The following is an 18,747-nucleotide window of genomic DNA, read 5'->3' on the forward strand; positions in this document are numbered from 1 at the left end:
CCAAAAAAGAAACGGCCTGCATGGTGCAGACCGCTTTTGTTATTCTATTAAATCGTCCTCATCGAGAAAATCAAAATTGTCCTCGATGTCCTCTAACCGCTTCGGAGGAAACCTCATCTCGTATTGTTCTTTTGCCAGCGCACGAACTTCCCGGCGCTTATCTTTCATTCGGTTCTTCAGCCAGGAAATCTGCTCCTTTGATAATCTCCATGGGAGATTCAGCAAGCGGTTTATTGTCATTTGCTCCGCTTGCTTCTCCGGCGGCAAAGAAGCACAGGATTTACAGACGTGCGCCGCATGACCTTTGCCGGAAAATTTTTCATTAGCCTTATATTCTCCGCAGACTTTACAATAATGGCCGTGCTTCTTCATAGGCTCGATTCCTTTTCACTGAGAGCGTATAAACTGCGCACCGCCCCCATGATGATGTTCCACTCCAGATCTGCCGCATAGGAAAATTTTTTGCGGTACGATTCCCAAAGTTTCTGCATAACCGAGCTGTTCTCCACTTCCTCAAAAACTTCGGCAGCTTCTGCAAGATGTCGTTCTGTCCCGCGTTTGTGAGCAGTGGCCCGCAGCGCATCATGGAGAATCTGAGGGTCCAATGTATTCCCATGCAGCTGTTCCAGAATATAAATGTCATAGAAATCTCTCATGCGGGTGTTGGTGGTAGTTCTGGTAATGATCGTTTCCAGCTTTTCGGCCAGAACCGTTTCCAGATTGTACGCCCAAATATCAATGGAGCGATCTTCCAGCATCAGCTTGAAAGAGTAGCGGATCTCCCTGGGGGTAATGGCATCCCCTGTGGAAATGTCAATCTTCAAAGGCGTCACCACACCGTCAAAGGTTGTAGTCATATTTACGCGAATCCCCGGATATTCCGCCTCATCCATAATCTCCGAAATACTTTTCAGCTGGAATTTGACGCCATCATCAAGCGGGACACTCACAATAGCGGAAATCAAATTCTCTATGTCCTCCACATTGACATTGGCTCCTTTTACAGTAGCGTCCAAATCCATCGTGGAACGGGCATCCAGACCAACCATAGCCGCTACCAGCATACCGCCTTTCAGAATAAATTTGTCACGATATTCAGAAAGGGAGATACGCTCCAGAAAACGCTCCATCATGTAGTTCCGCATCAAGAGCTGGGCGTCCGCAGATTTTTTTCTGGAAAGATTGCGGATCAGATCCTTCAACTGCCTTGCTGTTTTTATCATAAAAGCACCTCCAAATACTGCCGCAGAATTTTTTCTACCCGGAACATACCGGCATACCGCATCAATGTCCGCAGGTCTTTGTCTTTTCTTCTGGCATACATCTTTAATGCCCCTTGAAAAGTCTGCATCTCCATGTTGTTCCTGCTGCGGAGCAGGTCGCAGATGGTGCGCTCCAGGTCATAGACAGGAACTGTATGCCCAAATGGTGTCTGAGCCGTTGTCAGGCCCACCCCATGCAGTTCCGCCTTAATGGTGAATACCTGTACGCCCTCTGCTTTCAGCTTGGAGGGATTATATCCGGTCTTGACTGTGACCGTATATTCCAGCGGCTCGCGGTCTGTCAGATCGTGAAAAAATAAAGCTGTCTCATGGGAAAACACTGCCTGTTCGACCCGCAGATGAAGTAAGTACATGGCATCGACCCAGGCATCCTTGGAAAGATAAATTCCATGCGCGACCCGCTCCAATTCCCGTGAGTGCACATAATCATAAAAAACAGGCTTAGAAATACCAGCAGATACTACTTGAGCTGTTCGCAGCATCCCATCCTGTGTTTCCAGCAGCTGATCCAGCTGTTCAAATTGTCCCACCGTACCACTTCCTTTCACACTAATATTATAAGCAATATTAGTTCAAAAGTAAAGTGATGAAAATTCGGCATAATTTTACCGACAGCTTAACGTTCAACAGTTTTGGAAATATGAAGTGGCAGCAAAATAGACAACCTCAGCTGCCCATTTCATCACGATATGAAATAATCTGCTTCTTTTTCTGTTTGGCACACCGTAACGTTGTGGCTGCTCCGCCCCAATCATGGAGAACATAGGCCACCACTACATCGGCGGACTCTACCATCCAGCGATTTCTATGAGAAATCGAAAAACGGCGCGGTACGTTTTCCAGCGGTGGATACACGGTACTGTCATAGCCAGAAACATCCCGGCCAGTGTTCAAATATGCCAATACAAGAACCAGCTCGATTTGCGGATACTTTTTCTTTTGTTCCCGTAAAATAGACGCTGCTAAACTGTCGAACTCTCCATATCCTCCAAGATAAAAAGTTGTTGCTCCTTGCTCAATTAGGTCTTGTGTTACATTGCGAAGCCAATTCGCAATATTGTCTGCCTTTGTGATTTGCGAATGGCCACAAAAAGTTACGTTCATACGATGGCACCCCTATTACCATCATACTGCAAATAGCTCTATTAGTACAGGTACAGGGACCAATTTTAGCAAAACTGCCCATATACTAAATATAGTACAGTCACAGGGGCGGTGTATAGAATGAAGCTAAACGAGGCGGTAAGCAAACGTCTGTTAGAATTACTAGATGAAAGAAAAATGACACAATATCAACTGTATATGAAAAGCGGTGTTCCCAAGTCTACGATTGGAAATGTCATCAACTGCTCGTATGATTCGGTTAAGCTACGGATCATTCATGAGATGTGCCAAGGAATGGGGATTGGGATAGATACCTTTTTTGCATCGCCGCTTTTTCAAGAAGATAACCTAGAACCATAAAACCTCCGACGAAATTCGTCGGAGGTTTTCATATTATCCATAAACCAAATCTTGAATGATAAACTTCAAGTCCTGTACCTTGCCCAGTAGCCAGATTGCAGCCATTGGCAAACCATAGGGACTAATGAGAAATGCTATCACCAGCAGGATAATGCCGTTTTGCAAGGAGTAAGTAATCAGAACTGCCACACCCAGCAGGGCAACCACCATGCTGATAAGCCCCAGCACCAAACCGGAGACATAGACAATCCCCACACAAATCCAGACGAACAGGGTCAGCGACAGAATCACCGGAGCCATTAAAATCTTCAACGGCAGTTTCAGAATGAACCAGATCGCCCTCATTTTTCTTCCTCCTTCCATCGTTCCCGAAAGCTCTGACAGAGAATTTCTGCCTGTCTTTCATCTTCTTCCGTCACTTCTCGGCATCCTTTGGTTAGCCGCAGTTCCTCATAGCTGCGATAATCAGATAACAGCACCTCGAATAGTTCGTCCGGTGTCCGGCTGAGAAGTCCATCCACACAGTAGCGGGAATCTCCATTCCATGTGACGCGGAGATAACCTTCTCGACAAGGGAGGACTTCTTCCTCTAGATCACAGTCCAAATACTCACGAAAAATCTCCAACACCTTCTCAAAGGTTTTCATCTATTCTCAACTCCTTTGCGGCAATCTGTTTTCTGGTCCTATGTCAAGAAAAAGTACAAATTAAACATGCCTTTTTTAAGTTGGCTTACCCTGCCAAAGCTTCTGCTTTTTCGTCTAATGCTGCATAATACTTCTCCTCATATTGATCAGGCGAAAGATATCCACAATGACTGTGGATCCGCACTGTATTATAAAATGTTTCAATATATTCAAATACCAACTTATATGCATGCCGGTAGTTAAAAATTTTAAAGCGGTTAATCCATTCCCTTTTCAGTAACGCATGGAAAGATTCGATACACGCATTATCCCATGGATATGCTTTCTTTGAATAACTGTTTATCATCCCATCTGTTGCCTGACGAAACGCGTCTGATACGTACTGGCAGCCTCTGTCTGTATGTATAATCAGCGGCTGTGTAATGCTGCGTGTTCTCTTTGCTTTCTCTACGCAGTCCACTACATGGGATGCTTCCAGAGTTTCGCTGAGTACCCATGCAATGATTTTTCGGGAATACAGATCCATAATGCTAGTCAAGTATACGAAGCCTTCAAATGTCCAAATATATGTGATATCTGACACCCATACTGCATCCGGCTGTTCCGGATTGAACTGCTCCTGCAGAATATTGTGCAGTTCCTTGCTGAAATCAGAATCTATAGTAGTTTGTGTGTAAGGCTTTACCCATTGTGCTTTGATCCCCATCTGCCGCATATAATTCGCAACTGTTTTTACTGCAATTTTTTCGCCGTCTTTCCACAATTCCCTGGTGATTTTAGGAGCGCCATAGTTTTGGTGGGAATCCTCATAGATTTTCAAAATTTTTTCTTTGACCTCCCCACGATGTTTTTCAGTAGCAGAAGGGCATCTTTTTTTCCATGCGTTGTAGCCGGATCGTGAAACACCAAGACGTTTTAGTACCCCGCTGACAGAGACACGGTGCTTCATCGGCCGTTGTTCCATTTCCACAATATACTCTGCTGTGGCAGTATAAACAGCCTCTGTCATTTTCCCAGGATACTGATGGCTTTTTTTAGGATTTCAAGGGCATCCTTTGTATCTCTTAGTTCCCGCTGGAGACGTGCGATCTCTTTTGCCTCATCACTGGAATAATTCCCGGATCCTCTTGTTGGCACACAGCCTTCATGTTCCTTGGCTGCCCGGAGCCATGTTTTAAGAGCAGAATCACTGATTCCCAGATTCTCAGCCGCCTTCTTGAGTGTGAGTTCCGGATGATCCAGCCGATACCTGACTGCGTTCTCCTTAAACTGTTGGTCATATTTCGTACCTTTTGCCATGTCTGTGCTTCCTCCTTCACATCATCTTTCTTATCATACATGATTTAGGTATACATGGCATCTTTACTTTGTACTATTTTTATACTATCACTATTCTACCCATATTATCCTTCCAACATTTCAAAAAGACAAGGATATGGGCAAAAGAAAAAACGGAGGAAGGCGCGGCGAAAAGAACGCCGTTCCTCCCTCCGCAGTTGGGGCATATATCCCTGTTACGAAAGCCTGGAAAGCTGGGTTAGGATTTCTTTCACGCCCTCCCATAACTGCTCCTGCCGTTGGGCTATATCCTCCAGGTCAGCATCATAAATCCGCCCCGTTTCATGTACCCGTCGGGTGAGCTGGTTCAGGTTATTGCTGCTTCGGCGCAACAGGGATACCAGTTCCTTCAGCTCCGGCAAGTCCAGCTGTACCACATAGCCGTCCACAGCCATCTTCCGCAGATAGGCGCTCAGGTTTTTTGTTCCGAACTGTGCCATTTTCTGCTGGATCGCTTCCATCTCCGCATCGGAAACCCAAAACAGGACCGGCACATCCCGTTTACGCTTTTTGGCGCTCATCGTTCCGGCTCCTGTTTCTTCGATAAAGCAGGCTTGTGGGTGGTAGGCTCCTGTTTGAGCTTTTGCAAGACAGAGCCTTTCTCCGGTTCCTGAAGCGTTTTTCGTGCCTGCCGTGTAAACAGATCGGTCAGACCAAGATTGACCTCATCCACAACCAGATAAGCACAGTGGCGCGAAGTGCCGCTGTCCTCCGGCATGGGAATGGTCTTTGCCCAGGCTTTGTTGTCACGGGAAACGCGACCGTCGCTGTCCTTATGCTGGATGGTGTTGGCAAGGATGAACTGTACTCGTTCCGACCCGAACTTTTCCAGCACCGCCTTAACCGCAGACTCCGTATCCAGTCGGTTATCCGCATAGTGGGCGCTGATGGCGTGTTCAATGGCCTCTTTACAGTCAAAGTTTGCCTGATAAGAGCGGTTATATTGTGCCATCTCCCCATGCTGGGACGCATAGGCGGCAGAATGGAGATAGAGAGGGATGGACCGCTGTTCTTCCAAAACCTTACACACATCATCCGCTCGGTTTTCAATGCTGTCCCGGATCACATCCATGTAGCCGGTCTCCAGCTTCTCAAAGTGACGGTACACATCGGCCAGCGGTGTAGGCGAATCCAAAAGCGCCTGGGCCTGGGCATCGGTCAGCTCCAAGTCCTCCATCGCCATCACAATGTCCTCCCGGACGGTGTACTCATAGGTATGGTGCAGGATTTCCTCCGGGGGCTGGCTTTTCAGCCAGTCCCGGTATTTGTCCTGTTCAGCGGCCATCTTCTCATAAAGGGCCGTATTCAGATCGTTGGTATTCATGTTATCGCACCTCCTCATGTTGTTTCGGTTTCTTTTCAGGGCTACGGGGTGGCACCGGGCGCTTCAAGCTGTCCAGCACCGAAGGCCGTGCGCTCTTGGCAACCACAGTTTCCGGCTGGGCATGGCCCTTGCCGTCAATGTTCAGCAGCGTGTCCAGTTCCACCAGACGGGCGGACTTGACTCGCAGATCATCCTCAAAGGGAAACGGCTTTCCGATTTCCTCTTTGGCTGCGGCCTGCTGTTGGTAAAGGTTGTCCAGCTGGTTTTTCACGGCTTCCAAACGCTGAGGCATTTGAGCCAGTGCATTGTCGATACGGGTGAGGTTTCCGCGCGGGTCTGTGCCGAGGCTTGCCCGGTGGGTCATCTGGCCTTTCAACAGGAGCGTATATTCCTGTTTCCAAGCGGAAAACTCCACGGACATAGTAAAGCCCCGATAGCTGCCGATCTGCACCGGTTCGGAGCCTTTGACCTCCTTACAGGCGTCTAGCAAGGCTGCACCGGCGTTTTCTTTGTCAGTCAGCACATCGCCCCGGATCTCCATTCCAGCAAAGCCATCCTCCGGGTGAGGATGGGCGGCCAGGGTCTCCAGATCCGCTTCAAAGCCTTTAATAAACCCCTTGTTAGTTTCGATTTCCTGGGGGAAGTATTTGAGCAACTGATCCTCCAGGCGGTACTGCTTGCTCTGATGGTCAGCTTTCATCAGCTTCAGACGCGCAACCTCCACATCCAAATCCATGCGCTCCTTGATACGGGGGTCTCCGGCGCACAGGGCCTTGATCTCGGCAAAGGACAGCGCCGTTTCGTCCACATCATCGCAGGAGCGGACCGGGCTTTTGCTGGTCATGATTTGCGAAATGAATTTCTGTTTGTTCTCCACCGTCTGCCACAGGTAGGCATCGAAAGTTCCCTCGGTAACATAGCGGTACACATGGACCAGCGGATTCTGGTTGCCCTGGCGCTCGATACGGCCCTTGCGCTGGGCAAGGTCTCCCGGACGCCACGGACAATCCAGGTCATGGAGCGCCACAAGCCGGTCCTGCACATTGGTGCCAGCGCCCATTTTGGAGGTGCTGCCCAGCAGGACGCGCACCTGCCCAGTGCGAACCTTGGAAAACAGTTCTTTCTTCTGCACCTCGGTCTTGGCTTCGTGGATAAAAGCAATCTGCTCGGCGGGCATTCCCTGGGCGATGAGCTTCTGGCGGATGTCCTCATAGATGGTAAAGGCAGGCTCAGGCTCATCCAACGGCACAGCCTGTTCCAGCGCATGAAGTGTGGGATTATCCAGCTGTTTGGCTGCCTTTTTGGAGGGGGCTGCCTGGGGCGTGGAAATGTCGCAGAATACCAGCTGGGTCAGCTTGTCAGCCTCGCCGTCCCGCCAGATCTGCATGATATTACCCACACACTGATTGACCTTGGTGCCGGGTTCATCCGGCAGCAGCTGGTTGATGATACGCTGGTCCAGACCCAGCTTGCGGCCATCGCCGGTAATCTTGAGCATATTGTCCTCTGAGGGGTCAACGCTGCCGCTGTGTACCCTGGAGGCGCGCTCGGAGAGAACCTGCACCATCTCTTTTTGGTGTTCAGTAGGCTGGGCCACGATGTTGTGGTATTCCACCTCCGGGGTGGGCAAGTTCAGCTGATCGGCGGTTTTGATGTCGGCAACTTCACGGAACAAGTTCATCAGCTCCGGGAGGTTGAAAAACTTGCTGAATCTCGTTCTTGCCCGGTAGCCGGTGCCTTCCGGTGCCAGCTCCAGCGCCGTGACGGTTTCTCCGAAGCGGCTGGCCCAGCAGTCGAAGTGGGTCATGTTCAGCTCTTGCAGGCGGTCATACTGGAGATACCGCTGCATGGTGTAAAGTTCGGTCATGCTGTTCGATACGGGGGTGCCAGTGGCGAAAATCACACCACGGTTTCCGGTCAGTTCATCCATATAGCGACACTTTGCAAACATATCGCTGGACTTTTGGGCATCGCTTGTGGAGAGACCTGCCACATTCCGCATCTTGGTGTATAAAAACAGGTTTTTATAGTTATGCGCCTCATCGACGAACAGGCGGTCCACACCCAACTGCTCGAATGTTACCACATCGTCCTTGCGGCTCTCGGCCTGCAATTTCTCCAGCCGGGCTTCCAGGGACTTCTTGGTGCGTTCCAACTGCTTGACCGTGAAACGCTCACCGCCGCTGTACTTCACCTCGGCAATGCCCTCGGTGATCTCGTCGATCTGCTCCTGAAGGAGCCGTTCCTGACGCTCTCGGCTGATGGGGATTTTCTCAAACTGGCTGTGTCCCATGATGATGGCGTCATAATCGCCGGTGGCAATGCGGGCGCAGAACTTCTTGCGGTTGTGGGTCTCAAAGTCCTTTTTGGTGGTGACAAGAATGTTGGCGGAAGGATAGAGCCGCAGAAACTCCGACGCCCATTGTTCGGTCAGATGGTTCGGCACCACAAAGAGGGATTTCTGACACAAGCCCAGGCGCTTACTCTCCATGGCGGCAGCCACCATTTCAAAGGTTTTGCCAGCGCCTACCTCGTGTGCCAGCAGCGTATTGCCGCCGTACAGCACATGAGCGATAGCGTTTTTCTGGTGTTCCCGCAAGGTGATGGCCGGGTTCATACCACCGAAAGTAATGTGTCCGCCGTCGTATTCACGGGGACGGGTGGAGTTCATTTCCTCATTGTACTGGCGGACCAGAGCTTGGCGGCGGTCCGGGTCTTTCCAAATCCAGTCTTTGAAAGCGTCCCGGATCGCTTGCTGCTTTTGGGCGGCCAGGGTGGTCTCTTTGGCATTCAACACCCGGCGCTCTTTGCCGTCTGCATCCTCTATGGTGTCGTAGATACGGACATCCCGCAGGTTCAGGCTGTCCTCCAGAATCTTGTAGGCATTGGCACGGCTGGTTCCGTAGGTGGTATAGGCTGCCACATTGTTCTGGCTTACAGAGCTTTTGCCGGTGATCTGCCACTCAGCGGTGAAAGAAGAATAGTTGACCTCGATATTGCGCTGGAGATAAAACGGCGTGTCGAAGGTCTCATACATAAACTGCTGGATGTACTCTTTGTCGATCCAGGTAGCGCCCAGGCGCACCTCAATCTCCGACGCATCCAGGTCTTTGGGCTGGGCAGCGGTAAGGGCCTCCACATTGACTGCAAAGGAAGGGTCCTGCTGTGCGGCCCGCTGTGCCTGACGCAGCTTGCGCCGCACATTGCCGGACAGGTATTCGTCGGCTGTTACATAATGGGGAGTGCCGTCTTTCTCCAACTGCCCAGGTACACGGAAGATCACGCCTTTTAGCTCGGCGGCCAGTTCGTCGCCGGTCTTGCCGGTCAACTCCGCCATATACGCCATATCGACAAAGGCTTTTTCGGAAATTGATACGGCCAGAGCTTCACTTGCGGTATCCACAGTGTCCACCGCCTTGTGGGGCTTGATGGTGCGCTTGGTGAACATATCCGCCTTGCGCTCCAGCTTGCCGTCCTCGTCAATGACTTCCAGCGCGCAGAGCAGATAGTAGCTGGAATCATCAGCAAAGGCCAGCCGGTTCGCCCGGTCATTGATAAGACCATATTTTGCAGAGAAGCTGTCATAGAGCCGGTTCAGTTCGGCCTGTTTGTCCTGGATGGCGCTGTCCGGTGTGGCGGCGTCCATTTGCAGATCAATGAGCTGCTGGACACATTCTCGCAGACCCACCAGTCCTTTCACACGGGCTTCGGCGGTGGCATTCAGGTCAGGCCGTACCATACAGCTGTTTTCACGGTAATACACATCGCCGTCCACAACGGTGTAGGAGTAATTTTTCACATTGGGGTCAGCAGGGATAGAAGTGTCGATGGCTTCGCCCTCGCCCAGCTCCGGCAGCTCGGCCTCCTGGTAGGTGCCGCGAATGTACTTCACGGCATCATGCAGCTGATCGGCAAGCTCCAGCCCCTCGATGGGGTTCACGGTGTAGTCCATGCCGTGGGCGGTGCTTTCCGGTTCCTGTCGGCCCAGCACCATTTCCGGGTGGTCCAGGAAATAGCGGTTGATGGCAAAGCCGTCCTCGGTCTGCCCGGTCTGCGTCCACTCCGGCACGATGTCCAACGGACGGTCACGCTTTTGCAGGAAGATGATGTCCGAAACGACCTCGGCACCTGCGTTCTTTTTGAAAGCGTCATTGGGCAGACGGATGGCCCCCAGCAGTTCGGCGCGCTGAGCAAGATACCGGCGCACGGTGGAATCCTTGGCGTCCATCGTGTAGCGGCTGGTGACAAAGGCCACCACGCCACCGGGACGAACCTGATCCAGAGCCTTGGCGAAAAAGTAGTTGTGAATGCTGAAATTCAGCTTGTCATAGGCTTTATCCCGAACCTGATACTGGCCAAACGGTACATTACCCACCGCCAGATCGTAGAAATCCCGCCTGTCGGTGGTCTCAAACCCTGCCACGGTGATGTCGGCCTTGGGGTAGAGCTGCTGGGCAATACGCCCGCTGATGGAATCCAGCTCCACGCCGTAAAGACGGCTGTTTCGCATTTCCTCCGGCAGCATACCGAAGAAATTGCCTACACCACAGGACGGCTCCAGGATGTTGCCGGTCTCAAATCCCATGCGGCCCACAGCCTCGTAAATCGCTTTGATGACCGTAGGGCTGGTGTAGTGCGCGTTGAGGGTGGAACCTCTGGCAGCAGCGTATTCCTCCGGGGTCAGCAGTTCCTTCAGCTGGGCATATTCCTTGCTCCAGCTTTCCTTGTCGGGGTCAAAGGCATCGGCAAGGCCGCCCCAGCCCACATACCGAGAAAGGATTTTCTGCTGTTCCGGCGTTGCCTGCTCGGTGGTTTCCTCCAGGTATTTCAGCAGCTTGATTGCCTCGACATTGGCCTGGAACTTAGCCTTGGGGCCGCCTTCGCCCAGGTGATCGTCAGTGATACGGAAATTCTCGGCGGTGCGACGCAGATTGGCCTTGTATTCCTCATAAGAGGCTTCCTCGGCAGCTTTGACATTGGGGAAGGTCTGCCACTCGCCGTTTACCTGAATGGAAACGGGGTGTTCGTCCAGTACCTCATCCAGAGTCTTTTCCGGCTCGACAGCAGGCGTGGGCGGCTCCGGCTCATTGGTTCGCAGGGTCTGAACAACCACATCATAGGGCAGATTGTTCTTATCGCCCGGATAGACAGCCACAGTCTCGGCTTGGAAGGCCGGGGTTTCGGCAGCCGGTTCGGGGCGTTCCTGCTCAAAACCGTCCAACTGACGGGCATACATCCCGCGCAGCAAAGGCGCAACCTCGCTCCACTGGAAGAACAGCATGGCCAGACGCTTTTCATCTGCATCCAGCACTTCCAGCTCGATACCTTCCGGCATCGTGCGGTAATCGGCGGTCTCGCCGGTCTCCAGCTCCATCGTTTCCACGATGTTGGGATAGGCCCGGCTCAGCCACAAGGCTACCTCCTGGTTACTCTTGCCGTTGCGAAGAAGCTCGGAAAGCTCCGCCTTGTCCGCCTCACCAATCAGGCCATGGGCCAGCACATCCCGAAGGTCCTGGTCCACCGTATCCAGATTTGCAGGCAGGAATTCGGTATAGAAGTCGTTGCGGTTATCCTCCCGCAAAAGCTGCTCAAACCGTTCCCGGCTCTCAGCCCGGTAGATGGGATAGCTCATGCCGGTGGGCAGCAGCTGCACCGTGTCATCCCGCAGCTCTGTGATCTGATGGGGCCGGTCATCCAGATAGACAATATCACCCACATTGTAAGGAGGAACCGCTGGATCGTAGGAGGTTCGCTCCCGGAGTGTGCCACGAGCCGCAGCGTATTCCTCATCTGAAACCAGAACACGCAAATTATGGGGAGAAGGCTGTTCCGGCTCATCTGCCGGGACGCTCTCTCTGGATATGGCCTCCACATCCGCCATAACACGCTGGATGAATGGGTCATTATCCAGTTTTTCCTCATCCACCAGTTCACCATTCACAATGCCGCGCTCGGCCAAAGCCTCCCGAATGGCGATGGGGTCGATGTTGTCGAACCGGTCCTGTTCCGCTTCGGTGTAGAACCGGTCCTCCTTGATAAGCTGAGCGATCCGGCGCTGTACCTTGGGCCAGGGCAGCACCGTTCCTTCGGGGCTTTCCGGGCGAACCGAAAACGGGGTTTTGCCATCGCCGCCGTCAAACTCATGGGCCAGCCATGCAGCGGTATCTTTTTCCCGCCCATGTTTCTCCATGTAACGGACAACGGCGTGTTTACTTTCGATTTTGCCGTTCCAGTCCTGGATAGCCTTGTCGATGTCATTGTCCGTGAGAGGGTGCAGCAGCTCATGGAGCTTGGGATAGGTCTCGTCGATGATTTCTCGATGAAGGCGCTGGCGGAACTCCGGTGTGTCGGAATAGAGGCGGAGCAGCTCCATGTTGCCAGATCCCAGGACAGCACGGCGAATAGCGGCATTGCCCTCGATCACGGCGTTCTCATGGTCACTGTGACCGCAGGCATTGCGATATGGCACATCTTCCATAACAGCGGCAAGTACAATGGGCTTGTATTGCTCATGCAGTTCTCGAATCGTAGGGGCTGCGGCTGCTTCGGTCTCCTGAAATACTCTGGTCCCGTCTGCGCCAAACTCCGCTTCCTGGGCATTGATGTGCTGTTCCGCCTCATGGTCGATAGAGGGCATGGAATACTCCTGCCGCTCCCTGCCGCCCTTCGGGACAGCGGAAATGGTCACATCATGCTTATCCCGCAGCTGTTCCACAACCTGCTCCAGCCGGTTTGCCGGAAAGCCGCACATTTCCACACGGCCACCGCCGGGGATAGCGCGGGTCGTGAGATTGAGGTCCAGTTCCGCAGCAGCAGTTTTGGCGTCCTCACCGTACAGCTCAAAAAAATCCCCCATTTGGTAGAGGATTATATCATCCGGGTGGCGCTCCTTGACGCCGTTGTATTCCCACACAGCCGGGTCCGGCTGCTGGGCTTGCAGGGCATCTTCTTCCGCCAGGGCCTTTTCTGCCTGGATTTTGTCATACTCCGCCTGTTCCTGTTCTGTGAGATAGCGTCCCTTCTGGATCAGGTCGGTAATCCGTTTGGCGACTTTCTCCCAGGTGAAATGCACATCCGGGCAGCCGTCTTTTTTGTAGTGCAGACCTTTTCCGTCGTGGCTTTCATCGCTTTTCATTGCACCGGACAGGGCATGGGAGTGACCGCCAATACCATACTTATGTTTGAGAAAATCCACCTTTTCCTTATCCGTATGGGGTTCCTGGAAAAAGGTGAAAACTCGGCCCTTACCGCCCTCAAATCCGCTGCCTCTGGTCATGGCGGCGTCGATCTCGTCCTCAGAGATAAACTGCTTGACCGAAGGTACTTCCGTCAACTGAGAGGTAAAGGTGGTGCGAGGCAAGGACAGATCTTGCAGGTTCTCCCAAATTTCTTTGGGTTTATGGTAGTGGAAGCGCAGCAAATCCCGATCCTGCTGGTAGGCCGTCCAGAAGGCAGCATATTCTTCCGCAAGGTTCTGGCGAAACTCCGGGCTTTTCAGCTGTTCGGTGAGCCATGCAGATTCCTCCGGGAAACCGCGCCCCGGATTGTTGGAAAGGATGGGCAGATACCCAGCTTCTCTGGCTTCCTCGCTGAAATCGTGGTACAGATTCCAGAACTTTTCCGCGAGGAGGGAGCGTTCATAGCCCGCAGCCTCAGCCAGCTCCACATTGGTGGCAAACTGGCCGTCCTGCAAAAGCTGGCCGATACGCTCAGCGGCACTCTCCCAGGAAATGACCTGGGCGGACTTATCGTAACGGGCAGTTTTGCCGTGGGAAAGATGGATTCCATCCTCGGCATACCATGCAGTGATGCTGCCAATCCCGTTGCCGCCATGGTACAGGGTTTTCAGGGTGTCTGCGATCTCGGTGGTGGACTTCTGCTCCTCAAAGGCCGCGACAATGCGCTCTCTCTGGCGATAGGTGTTGCCGCCCAGCCGCAGCACATGGTCGATGTCAGCCTGGGCAAAAGAAAAAGCAGAGGATGTTTTCACATTCTCTGCTTCATCTATGATTCTGATTTGTTCTGCTTCGGAGAGGAAGAAACTCAGCTGTGAATAAGCTCCGCCATCAGAATCTCCTCGGCCTGTGCTTTGCAGGTGTTCATCAGGCCCACCCAGCGCATCGGGTCGCTGGCTTTCAGCTGCTCCGTCGCGCCCGCGTCTTTCGCCAGCTGGGGCATCATCTGCTCCAGACGGCTCTGCGCTGTCTCGTCGATCTCGATGAGGTGCGGGTACAGCTTCTCGGTCAGCAGCAGCTGATTGTAAATCAGGGGCCGGTGTTCCTTCAGGTACGCTTTCCGCATCCTGCCGTACTTTCCCAGGGGCTTCTCCGGCTGTTCGGTCAGCTTCAGGTCGGGAATCTGATAATCTCCGTTCATCGTGTAAGTCAGGCTGTTCTCCATGTGTAACGCTCCTTTCCGCGAGTTGCTCGCGCTCATAGATCTGGATGGTGACGCCGATCTGCCGCAAAACCTGCTGGTTAATCTGGCTGACCGCCGCGCCCAACGCCCCAACCGTGGCCGGGGTATTGAAATCGAAAATCGGCATGAAGTCCTCATGCTGGAAATATTGTTCCGTATCCAGCCCACAGCGAGACATCAGGGCATAGGCGATACTGACGGTGGCGGCGGACTTAAATTGGACTTCGATGTTGTAATCATCGTACTCCGCCAGGAACGAACCGTCAACGATATAGCGGAAATCTCTCTGATGATCGTCCCAATACTCACTCGCCAGCTTTCCGGCTACATCCGTGAGCTGCTGGGCGAGATTGTCACCGGCAACGCCGTAGTTTTGCTCCAGCATGGCCGACACAGGCCCAATGTGCTGTTCTTCCAGCTGCCACAACCAGGGTGTACGGGAATGTTCACGGGTGCCGGTATCGGAAATATCGAACACATAGCGCAGGCGAAGCTTGTCGCCGGAATCGTCCACCAGGGCAATACCCTTGGAGCCACGGCGCACATACCGTCCCATTTTTTCATTCCACAGGTCATACTCGGCGCAGGCGGTGGCATCCGGGCGCTGGGCGTAAATCATCATTTGCTCGTGGAATGGGTATTTATAAAGGCGGGCGGCGGTGGTGAGAAAAGCCGTCCACTCCTTCCAGCTGCCTACAAGCTGGGTCGATACCTGTTCGGCCATCTGCCGGTAAAATTCAGCTTTGGATGGCATGGTTTTCTGTCCTCCCTTCATGTTGAATAGAAATGGGACGGCATATCAGGCCGTCCCATCAGGTCTTTATGTGTGTTTTTTACTCGTCGAAATCTGGGTACAGCTCCAGTTCGGCAAACTCGGTGTCGTTCATAGCTTGGAGTTTACCCAGGGCGCTGTCCGTCAGTTCCCGCAGCTCGGCTTCCTCCGGCGAAAGCTCACCGCGCATCTCCGTCAGAGCGTCGATCAGCCCGGTGCGGCTGCCGGTGTTGTAGATGCAAAGAAGGTTCGTTTCCTCAAAGGTGAAGTTGTTCATATCAAAGCTCCCTTTCCGCGCTCTTTTTTTGCGCTGTCTTTTTGTGTTCCGTCTTGGGCTGGCTTTTCAGCTGCTCCATTACGGACTTTTTCTTTTCCCGTTCCTCTCGATGGACGGCTGCTGCCAAGTCCATAAGAGAAATGGGCTGACCACTGCGGGCCTGTTGTTCCAGCTGGGCCACTGTCGGCTCCTTTGGGCCGTTATTGATGATACCGTCGATCATGCCGTAATCATCTTCCACCGTCATTTCCGCATTTCTCAGCGAATTTTCCGGCAAGAAACCTTGCACCTGGGTGAAACCAACACTGTCGCAGTAATGACAGGATACCTGACCATTCTGCTTGATGGCAACGATGTCACTGACGCTCATAGACGGGCTGTGAAAATCCACCGGCTTTTGCAGATTGAACTGCTCATACAGCCTTTCCAGCTGCTCCATAGTGCTGCCGGAACCGTCCAGAGGGGCGGTATAGATAAGGTCATAGTTACTCCGCTCTACGGACAGATTGTGCGATTGCAGCCAATCCAGATTCATAAAACGCACATTCTGCGGGTCATCCTTGCTCACCTGATAAATAGCAAAACAATTTCCCTCATGGGAAAGAAACGCCTGTTCCCGTTCCAACTGCCGATCCTGTCGTTCCAAAACTTTTTCGTGAAAGTCCGGGCTTTGCTCCCATTCCTCGCGGGACACAGCAAAGATACCGTCATGGGCGTCCAGGTCGGCAGTGTCAAAGGCCATTTCCGGGTTTTCACCCTCCTGGACGATATAAACGGTCAGGTCTCGCTCCATCAGCTCATAGGCTCGCTCTTTGGAGAGGGGCAGAAGGTCACCGTCCAGGTAGCCGCATTTCTCCAGATCATCCTGAGTCAGTGCCGGGTCCGGCATGGGATACTCGTCCAACGCCTGCTCCTGGGCATCCGGCAGCTGGGTGGCGGCAGCTTCTGTGGTCTGCTGGCTGACCTGTTCCTGCATCTGGTGGTAAGCCGCCTCCTGCAAAGTCTCGATCATGGACAGCGGCGCATACTTGATGGACTTGCCGCCCATCCCCAGGTCCTCGCAGATATGGCTAACCGCTGTGGAACGGCCCATATCCGGCCCGTCCAACTGGCCGCCGTCCATCTGCTTCATGGTTGCCACATCGTAGAGCGTGTAGTCCCAGCCGGTGTCGCAGGGCTGAACATGAAGGTAGCTGGTATCATCCAGCACCAACAGGGCCTCCCGGTACTCGGCGCTGGGCTGGACACTTTCGGTATTTTCCGGCTCGGTCAGCTGTTCCGGTTCAGTCATCGGCACCAGCTGATCCAAGCGTCCCATAAGCTCGGCAGCTTTTTGGGTGGTTTCATCCGGTTCATCCTCGTTCACGATATTCTGGAGCCATTCGCGTACACCGCTGGCATCTCCGCTTCGGAGTGTGGCAGTCAGTTCGTGCAGTGCGTCCTCACGGCTATCTGCATTGTTCCGATACTCATAAGGGTCATAATCGAAAGTGAACTGGTCGATGTCTGCTGCCAGCTGCTCGATAGAGTCCTGCTGCGGTTCCGTGGCGGCAGTCAGGTCAATGCCGCGCTCCTTGCAGATTTCCTTGTAGTTGCGCTCGATGTCGTTAATCAGCTCGCAGGAAGTCTTGTTGATGGTCTCCAGACTGGCCCGCAGCTCCTTCAGCTCCTTGTCCTTCGACCAGGAAGCGATGTAGCCAAAACTGTTCTCGCCGGTCTGGATGCCGAAATACTGGCAAACCGCATAAGAAATGCTCTCGGCCTCCACTTCCTCGGTGTTGCGGTTCTTGGCGGCCTGTTTCACCGCCGTCAGATCTTCCTCCACTTCCAACCGCCACTCAAACCGATTCTCGTCCACATAGCGCCAGCCTTCCTCGGCGGCGGCCTGTTCCGCCTCTGCTTCGGTGGCGAAGTCCAGACGGAAGTCATGCTTGGTGCCGCCCTCGCTCACCATCACGATCTTCCAGGTCGGCTCCGCTTCGTACTTTTTGGGGTCGTGGAGCTTACTGTGCGCGGTCTCATGGACAGCGGCGGAAACAGTCTGCACCTCGCTCATGCCTTCCCGGATGGCGATCCGCTGCTGGTCAGAGGAGAAATAGCCGTCCATGTTCTCGGCCATCGGCTCAAACTCGATGGGAACCGGAGCCGAGCGGCGCAGAGCTTCCATGAAAGCCTCATAGTGCGGCACCGTCCCGGACAGGCTGGAGGCCAGCTCTGGCAGGGGCTTTCCGTCCGTCTGGCTCACATCGAACACCTTCACCGGACGGAACATGGGGATTTCAATTTCTTTTTCCTCCATGACCGCCTTGCCATCCGCGTCCAGGATGGGTGCATGAGTATCCGGGTCGCGCTTCATTTCCTCGATCTTCTTTTTGTAGGGCGTGGGGGCAATGATGGTGATACCATGCTCACCCTTTTTCACATGGCGCTCAAACTGATTTTTCCACTTGTTGAACCCGGCCACCAGGGTGGCGTCCGGGCGCTGCATATAGATGAGCATGGTGTTGTTGACGGAGTAGCGGTGGAACTTGGACATGACGGACAGATAGCGCATATACTTCTCGCTCTCAAACAGTTCCTTGATACCCTGTTCAATGCCCGCTGTGATCTCTTGTAACCGTTCTCGATTGGTGGTCTTATCAGCCATGAATTTCACTCTCCTTTCCAATTTGGCTATTTCTGATTGATGTTCGGCAATCCACAGCTTTTGCTCCTCCGGGCTGTTCTCCAGAAAAAAATCCAGCAGATAGCCCACATAGTCCTTTTTCTGGATTGCCTCCATGAATCGGGGATGTGGATTTTCCTCCGGTGTTTTGGGTGTGTAGTCCGTTTCCCACTTGCGGAGCAAATGAAAGTAGTCGGCCAGGACACGAAAGGCATGGTCTCGGTCCTCCTTGAATTTCTGCGCCTCGGATTTCTGGCGGACATGGCGTCGCCGGGGAGGGGCCTGACTGTCATAAGCCAGGCCAAAATCCTGGGCCAGCTTCTCGGCGGCCTCTTTGGGGGACAGATTGTAGAGCCTCGCTGTGAAGTCAATCACATCGCCGGTGGCTCCGCAGCCAAAGCAATAAAAATATTCCTCGTTCAGCTTCATGCTGGGATTTTTGTCATCGTGGAAGGGACAACAGGCCATGCCGCTCCGGTTGACCTCGATTCCGTACATCTGCGCTGCTTCTCGGACGGTGATGGACTGCTTGACAGCCTCAAAGACACTTTCAGCCATG

16 protein-coding genes are annotated in these 18,747 nt (G+C 53.1%); 2 read left to right on the forward strand and 14 right to left on the reverse strand.

All coding sequences use genetic code 11. From position 1 onward, the window contains the following. Nucleotides 1-39: 39 nt before the first annotated feature. From ABGT73_RS09585 to ABGT73_RS09600, 4 genes are all read right to left on the reverse strand, one after another. Nucleotides 40-372 carry a hypothetical protein gene (locus tag ABGT73_RS09585; protein ID WP_002578498.1) on the reverse strand — a complete coding sequence of 111 codons (333 nt, stop codon included), beginning with the start codon at nt 370-372 and terminating at the stop codon, nt 40-42. After that, nucleotides 369-1,223, reverse strand: coding sequence for a nucleotidyl transferase AbiEii/AbiGii toxin family protein (locus tag ABGT73_RS09590; protein WP_002578497.1), 855 nt, complete (start codon nt 1,221-1,223; stop codon nt 369-371). Before ABGT73_RS09590 ends, ABGT73_RS09585 begins: the two co-directional genes overlap by 4 nt. Next, nucleotides 1,220-1,813 (reverse strand): type IV toxin-antitoxin system AbiEi family antitoxin domain-containing protein, encoded by a 594-nt coding sequence (locus tag ABGT73_RS09595; RefSeq protein ID WP_002578496.1) that lies wholly within the window; start codon nt 1,811-1,813, stop codon nt 1,220-1,222. The genes ABGT73_RS09590 and ABGT73_RS09595 overlap by 4 nt, the downstream gene beginning before the upstream one ends. 136 nt (nt 1,814-1,949) lie before the next feature. Next, complete coding sequence (locus ABGT73_RS09600; RefSeq protein WP_002578495.1) at nt 1,950-2,387, reverse strand: hypothetical protein; 438 nt, start codon at nt 2,385-2,387, stop codon at nt 1,950-1,952. A gap of 120 nt (nt 2,388-2,507) precedes the next feature. Between ABGT73_RS09600 and ABGT73_RS09605 the strand changes: the two genes are divergently transcribed. Continuing rightward, entirely contained in the window at nt 2,508-2,747 is a 240-nt protein-coding gene (locus ABGT73_RS09605) for a helix-turn-helix transcriptional regulator (protein WP_002578494.1), read from the forward strand. 33 nt (nt 2,748-2,780) lie between these two features. Here ABGT73_RS09605 and ABGT73_RS09610 read toward each other — a convergent pair whose 3' ends face one another. From ABGT73_RS09610 to ABGT73_RS09645, 8 genes are all read right to left on the reverse strand, one after another. Then, nucleotides 2,781-3,092: a CD1845 family protein gene (locus ABGT73_RS09610; protein ID WP_002578493.1), complete on the reverse strand. Its 312-nt coding sequence runs from the start codon at nt 3,090-3,092 to the stop codon at nt 2,781-2,783. Further along, nucleotides 3,089-3,394 carry a hypothetical protein gene (locus tag ABGT73_RS09615; protein WP_002578492.1) on the reverse strand — a complete coding sequence of 102 codons (306 nt, stop codon included), beginning with the start codon at nt 3,392-3,394 and terminating at the stop codon, nt 3,089-3,091. Before ABGT73_RS09615 ends, ABGT73_RS09610 begins: the two co-directional genes overlap by 4 nt. A gap of 85 nt (nt 3,395-3,479) precedes the next feature. Further along, nucleotides 3,480-4,403: an IS3 family transposase gene (locus ABGT73_RS09620; RefSeq protein ID WP_346669542.1), complete on the reverse strand. Its 924-nt coding sequence runs from the start codon at nt 4,401-4,403 to the stop codon at nt 3,480-3,482. Beyond that, nucleotides 4,400-4,693: a transposase gene (locus ABGT73_RS09625; RefSeq protein WP_087163136.1), complete on the reverse strand. Its 294-nt coding sequence runs from the start codon at nt 4,691-4,693 to the stop codon at nt 4,400-4,402. The genes ABGT73_RS09620 and ABGT73_RS09625 overlap by 4 nt, the downstream gene beginning before the upstream one ends. 215 nt (nt 4,694-4,908) lie before the next feature. After that, complete coding sequence (gene mobC / locus ABGT73_RS09630; protein WP_002578491.1) at nt 4,909-5,253, reverse strand: plasmid mobilization protein; 345 nt, start codon at nt 5,251-5,253, stop codon at nt 4,909-4,911. After that, complete coding sequence (locus ABGT73_RS09635; RefSeq protein ID WP_002578490.1) at nt 5,250-6,056, reverse strand: DUF3848 domain-containing protein; 807 nt, start codon at nt 6,054-6,056, stop codon at nt 5,250-5,252. Before ABGT73_RS09635 ends, mobC begins: the two co-directional genes overlap by 4 nt. A 1-nt stretch (nt 6,057) precedes the next feature. Next, the gene (locus ABGT73_RS09640) at nt 6,058-14,046 is read right to left on the reverse strand and encodes an SNF2-related protein (RefSeq protein WP_226394856.1); all 7,989 of its coding nucleotides are present in this window, start codon (nt 14,044-14,046) and stop codon (nt 6,058-6,060) included. Nucleotides 14,047-14,099: 53 nt separating this feature from the next. Then, nucleotides 14,100-14,456, reverse strand: a complete 357-nt coding sequence (locus ABGT73_RS09645; protein WP_072853158.1) for a TnpV protein — start codon at nt 14,454-14,456, stop codon at nt 14,100-14,102. On the opposite strand from ABGT73_RS09645, the gene ABGT73_RS09650 reads away from it, so the two are divergent. Further along, on the forward strand, nt 14,455-15,258 hold the full coding sequence (locus ABGT73_RS09650) for a hypothetical protein (RefSeq protein ID WP_072853160.1): 804 nt from the start codon (nt 14,455-14,457) through the stop codon (nt 15,256-15,258). The two genes, ABGT73_RS09645 and ABGT73_RS09650, sit on opposite strands and share 2 nt — an antisense overlap. Before the next feature lie 49 nt (nt 15,259-15,307). Here the strand turns inward: ABGT73_RS09650 and ABGT73_RS09655 are convergent, their stop codons facing one another. Both ABGT73_RS09655 and ABGT73_RS09660 read right to left on the reverse strand, forming a co-directional pair. Beyond that, nucleotides 15,308-15,523 carry a transposon-transfer assisting family protein gene (locus tag ABGT73_RS09655; protein ID WP_002588921.1) on the reverse strand — a complete coding sequence of 72 codons (216 nt, stop codon included), beginning with the start codon at nt 15,521-15,523 and terminating at the stop codon, nt 15,308-15,310. Between the two features lies 1 nt (nt 15,524). After that, nucleotides 15,525-18,746: a YodL domain-containing protein gene (locus ABGT73_RS09660; protein ID WP_002588922.1), complete on the reverse strand. Its 3,222-nt coding sequence runs from the start codon at nt 18,744-18,746 to the stop codon at nt 15,525-15,527. Nucleotide 18,747: the final 1 nt, after the last annotated feature.

The sequence above is a fragment of the uncultured Subdoligranulum sp. genome (genome assembly GCF_963931595.1).
Taxonomy (GTDB): Bacteria; Bacillota; Clostridia; order Oscillospirales; family Ruminococcaceae; genus Gemmiger.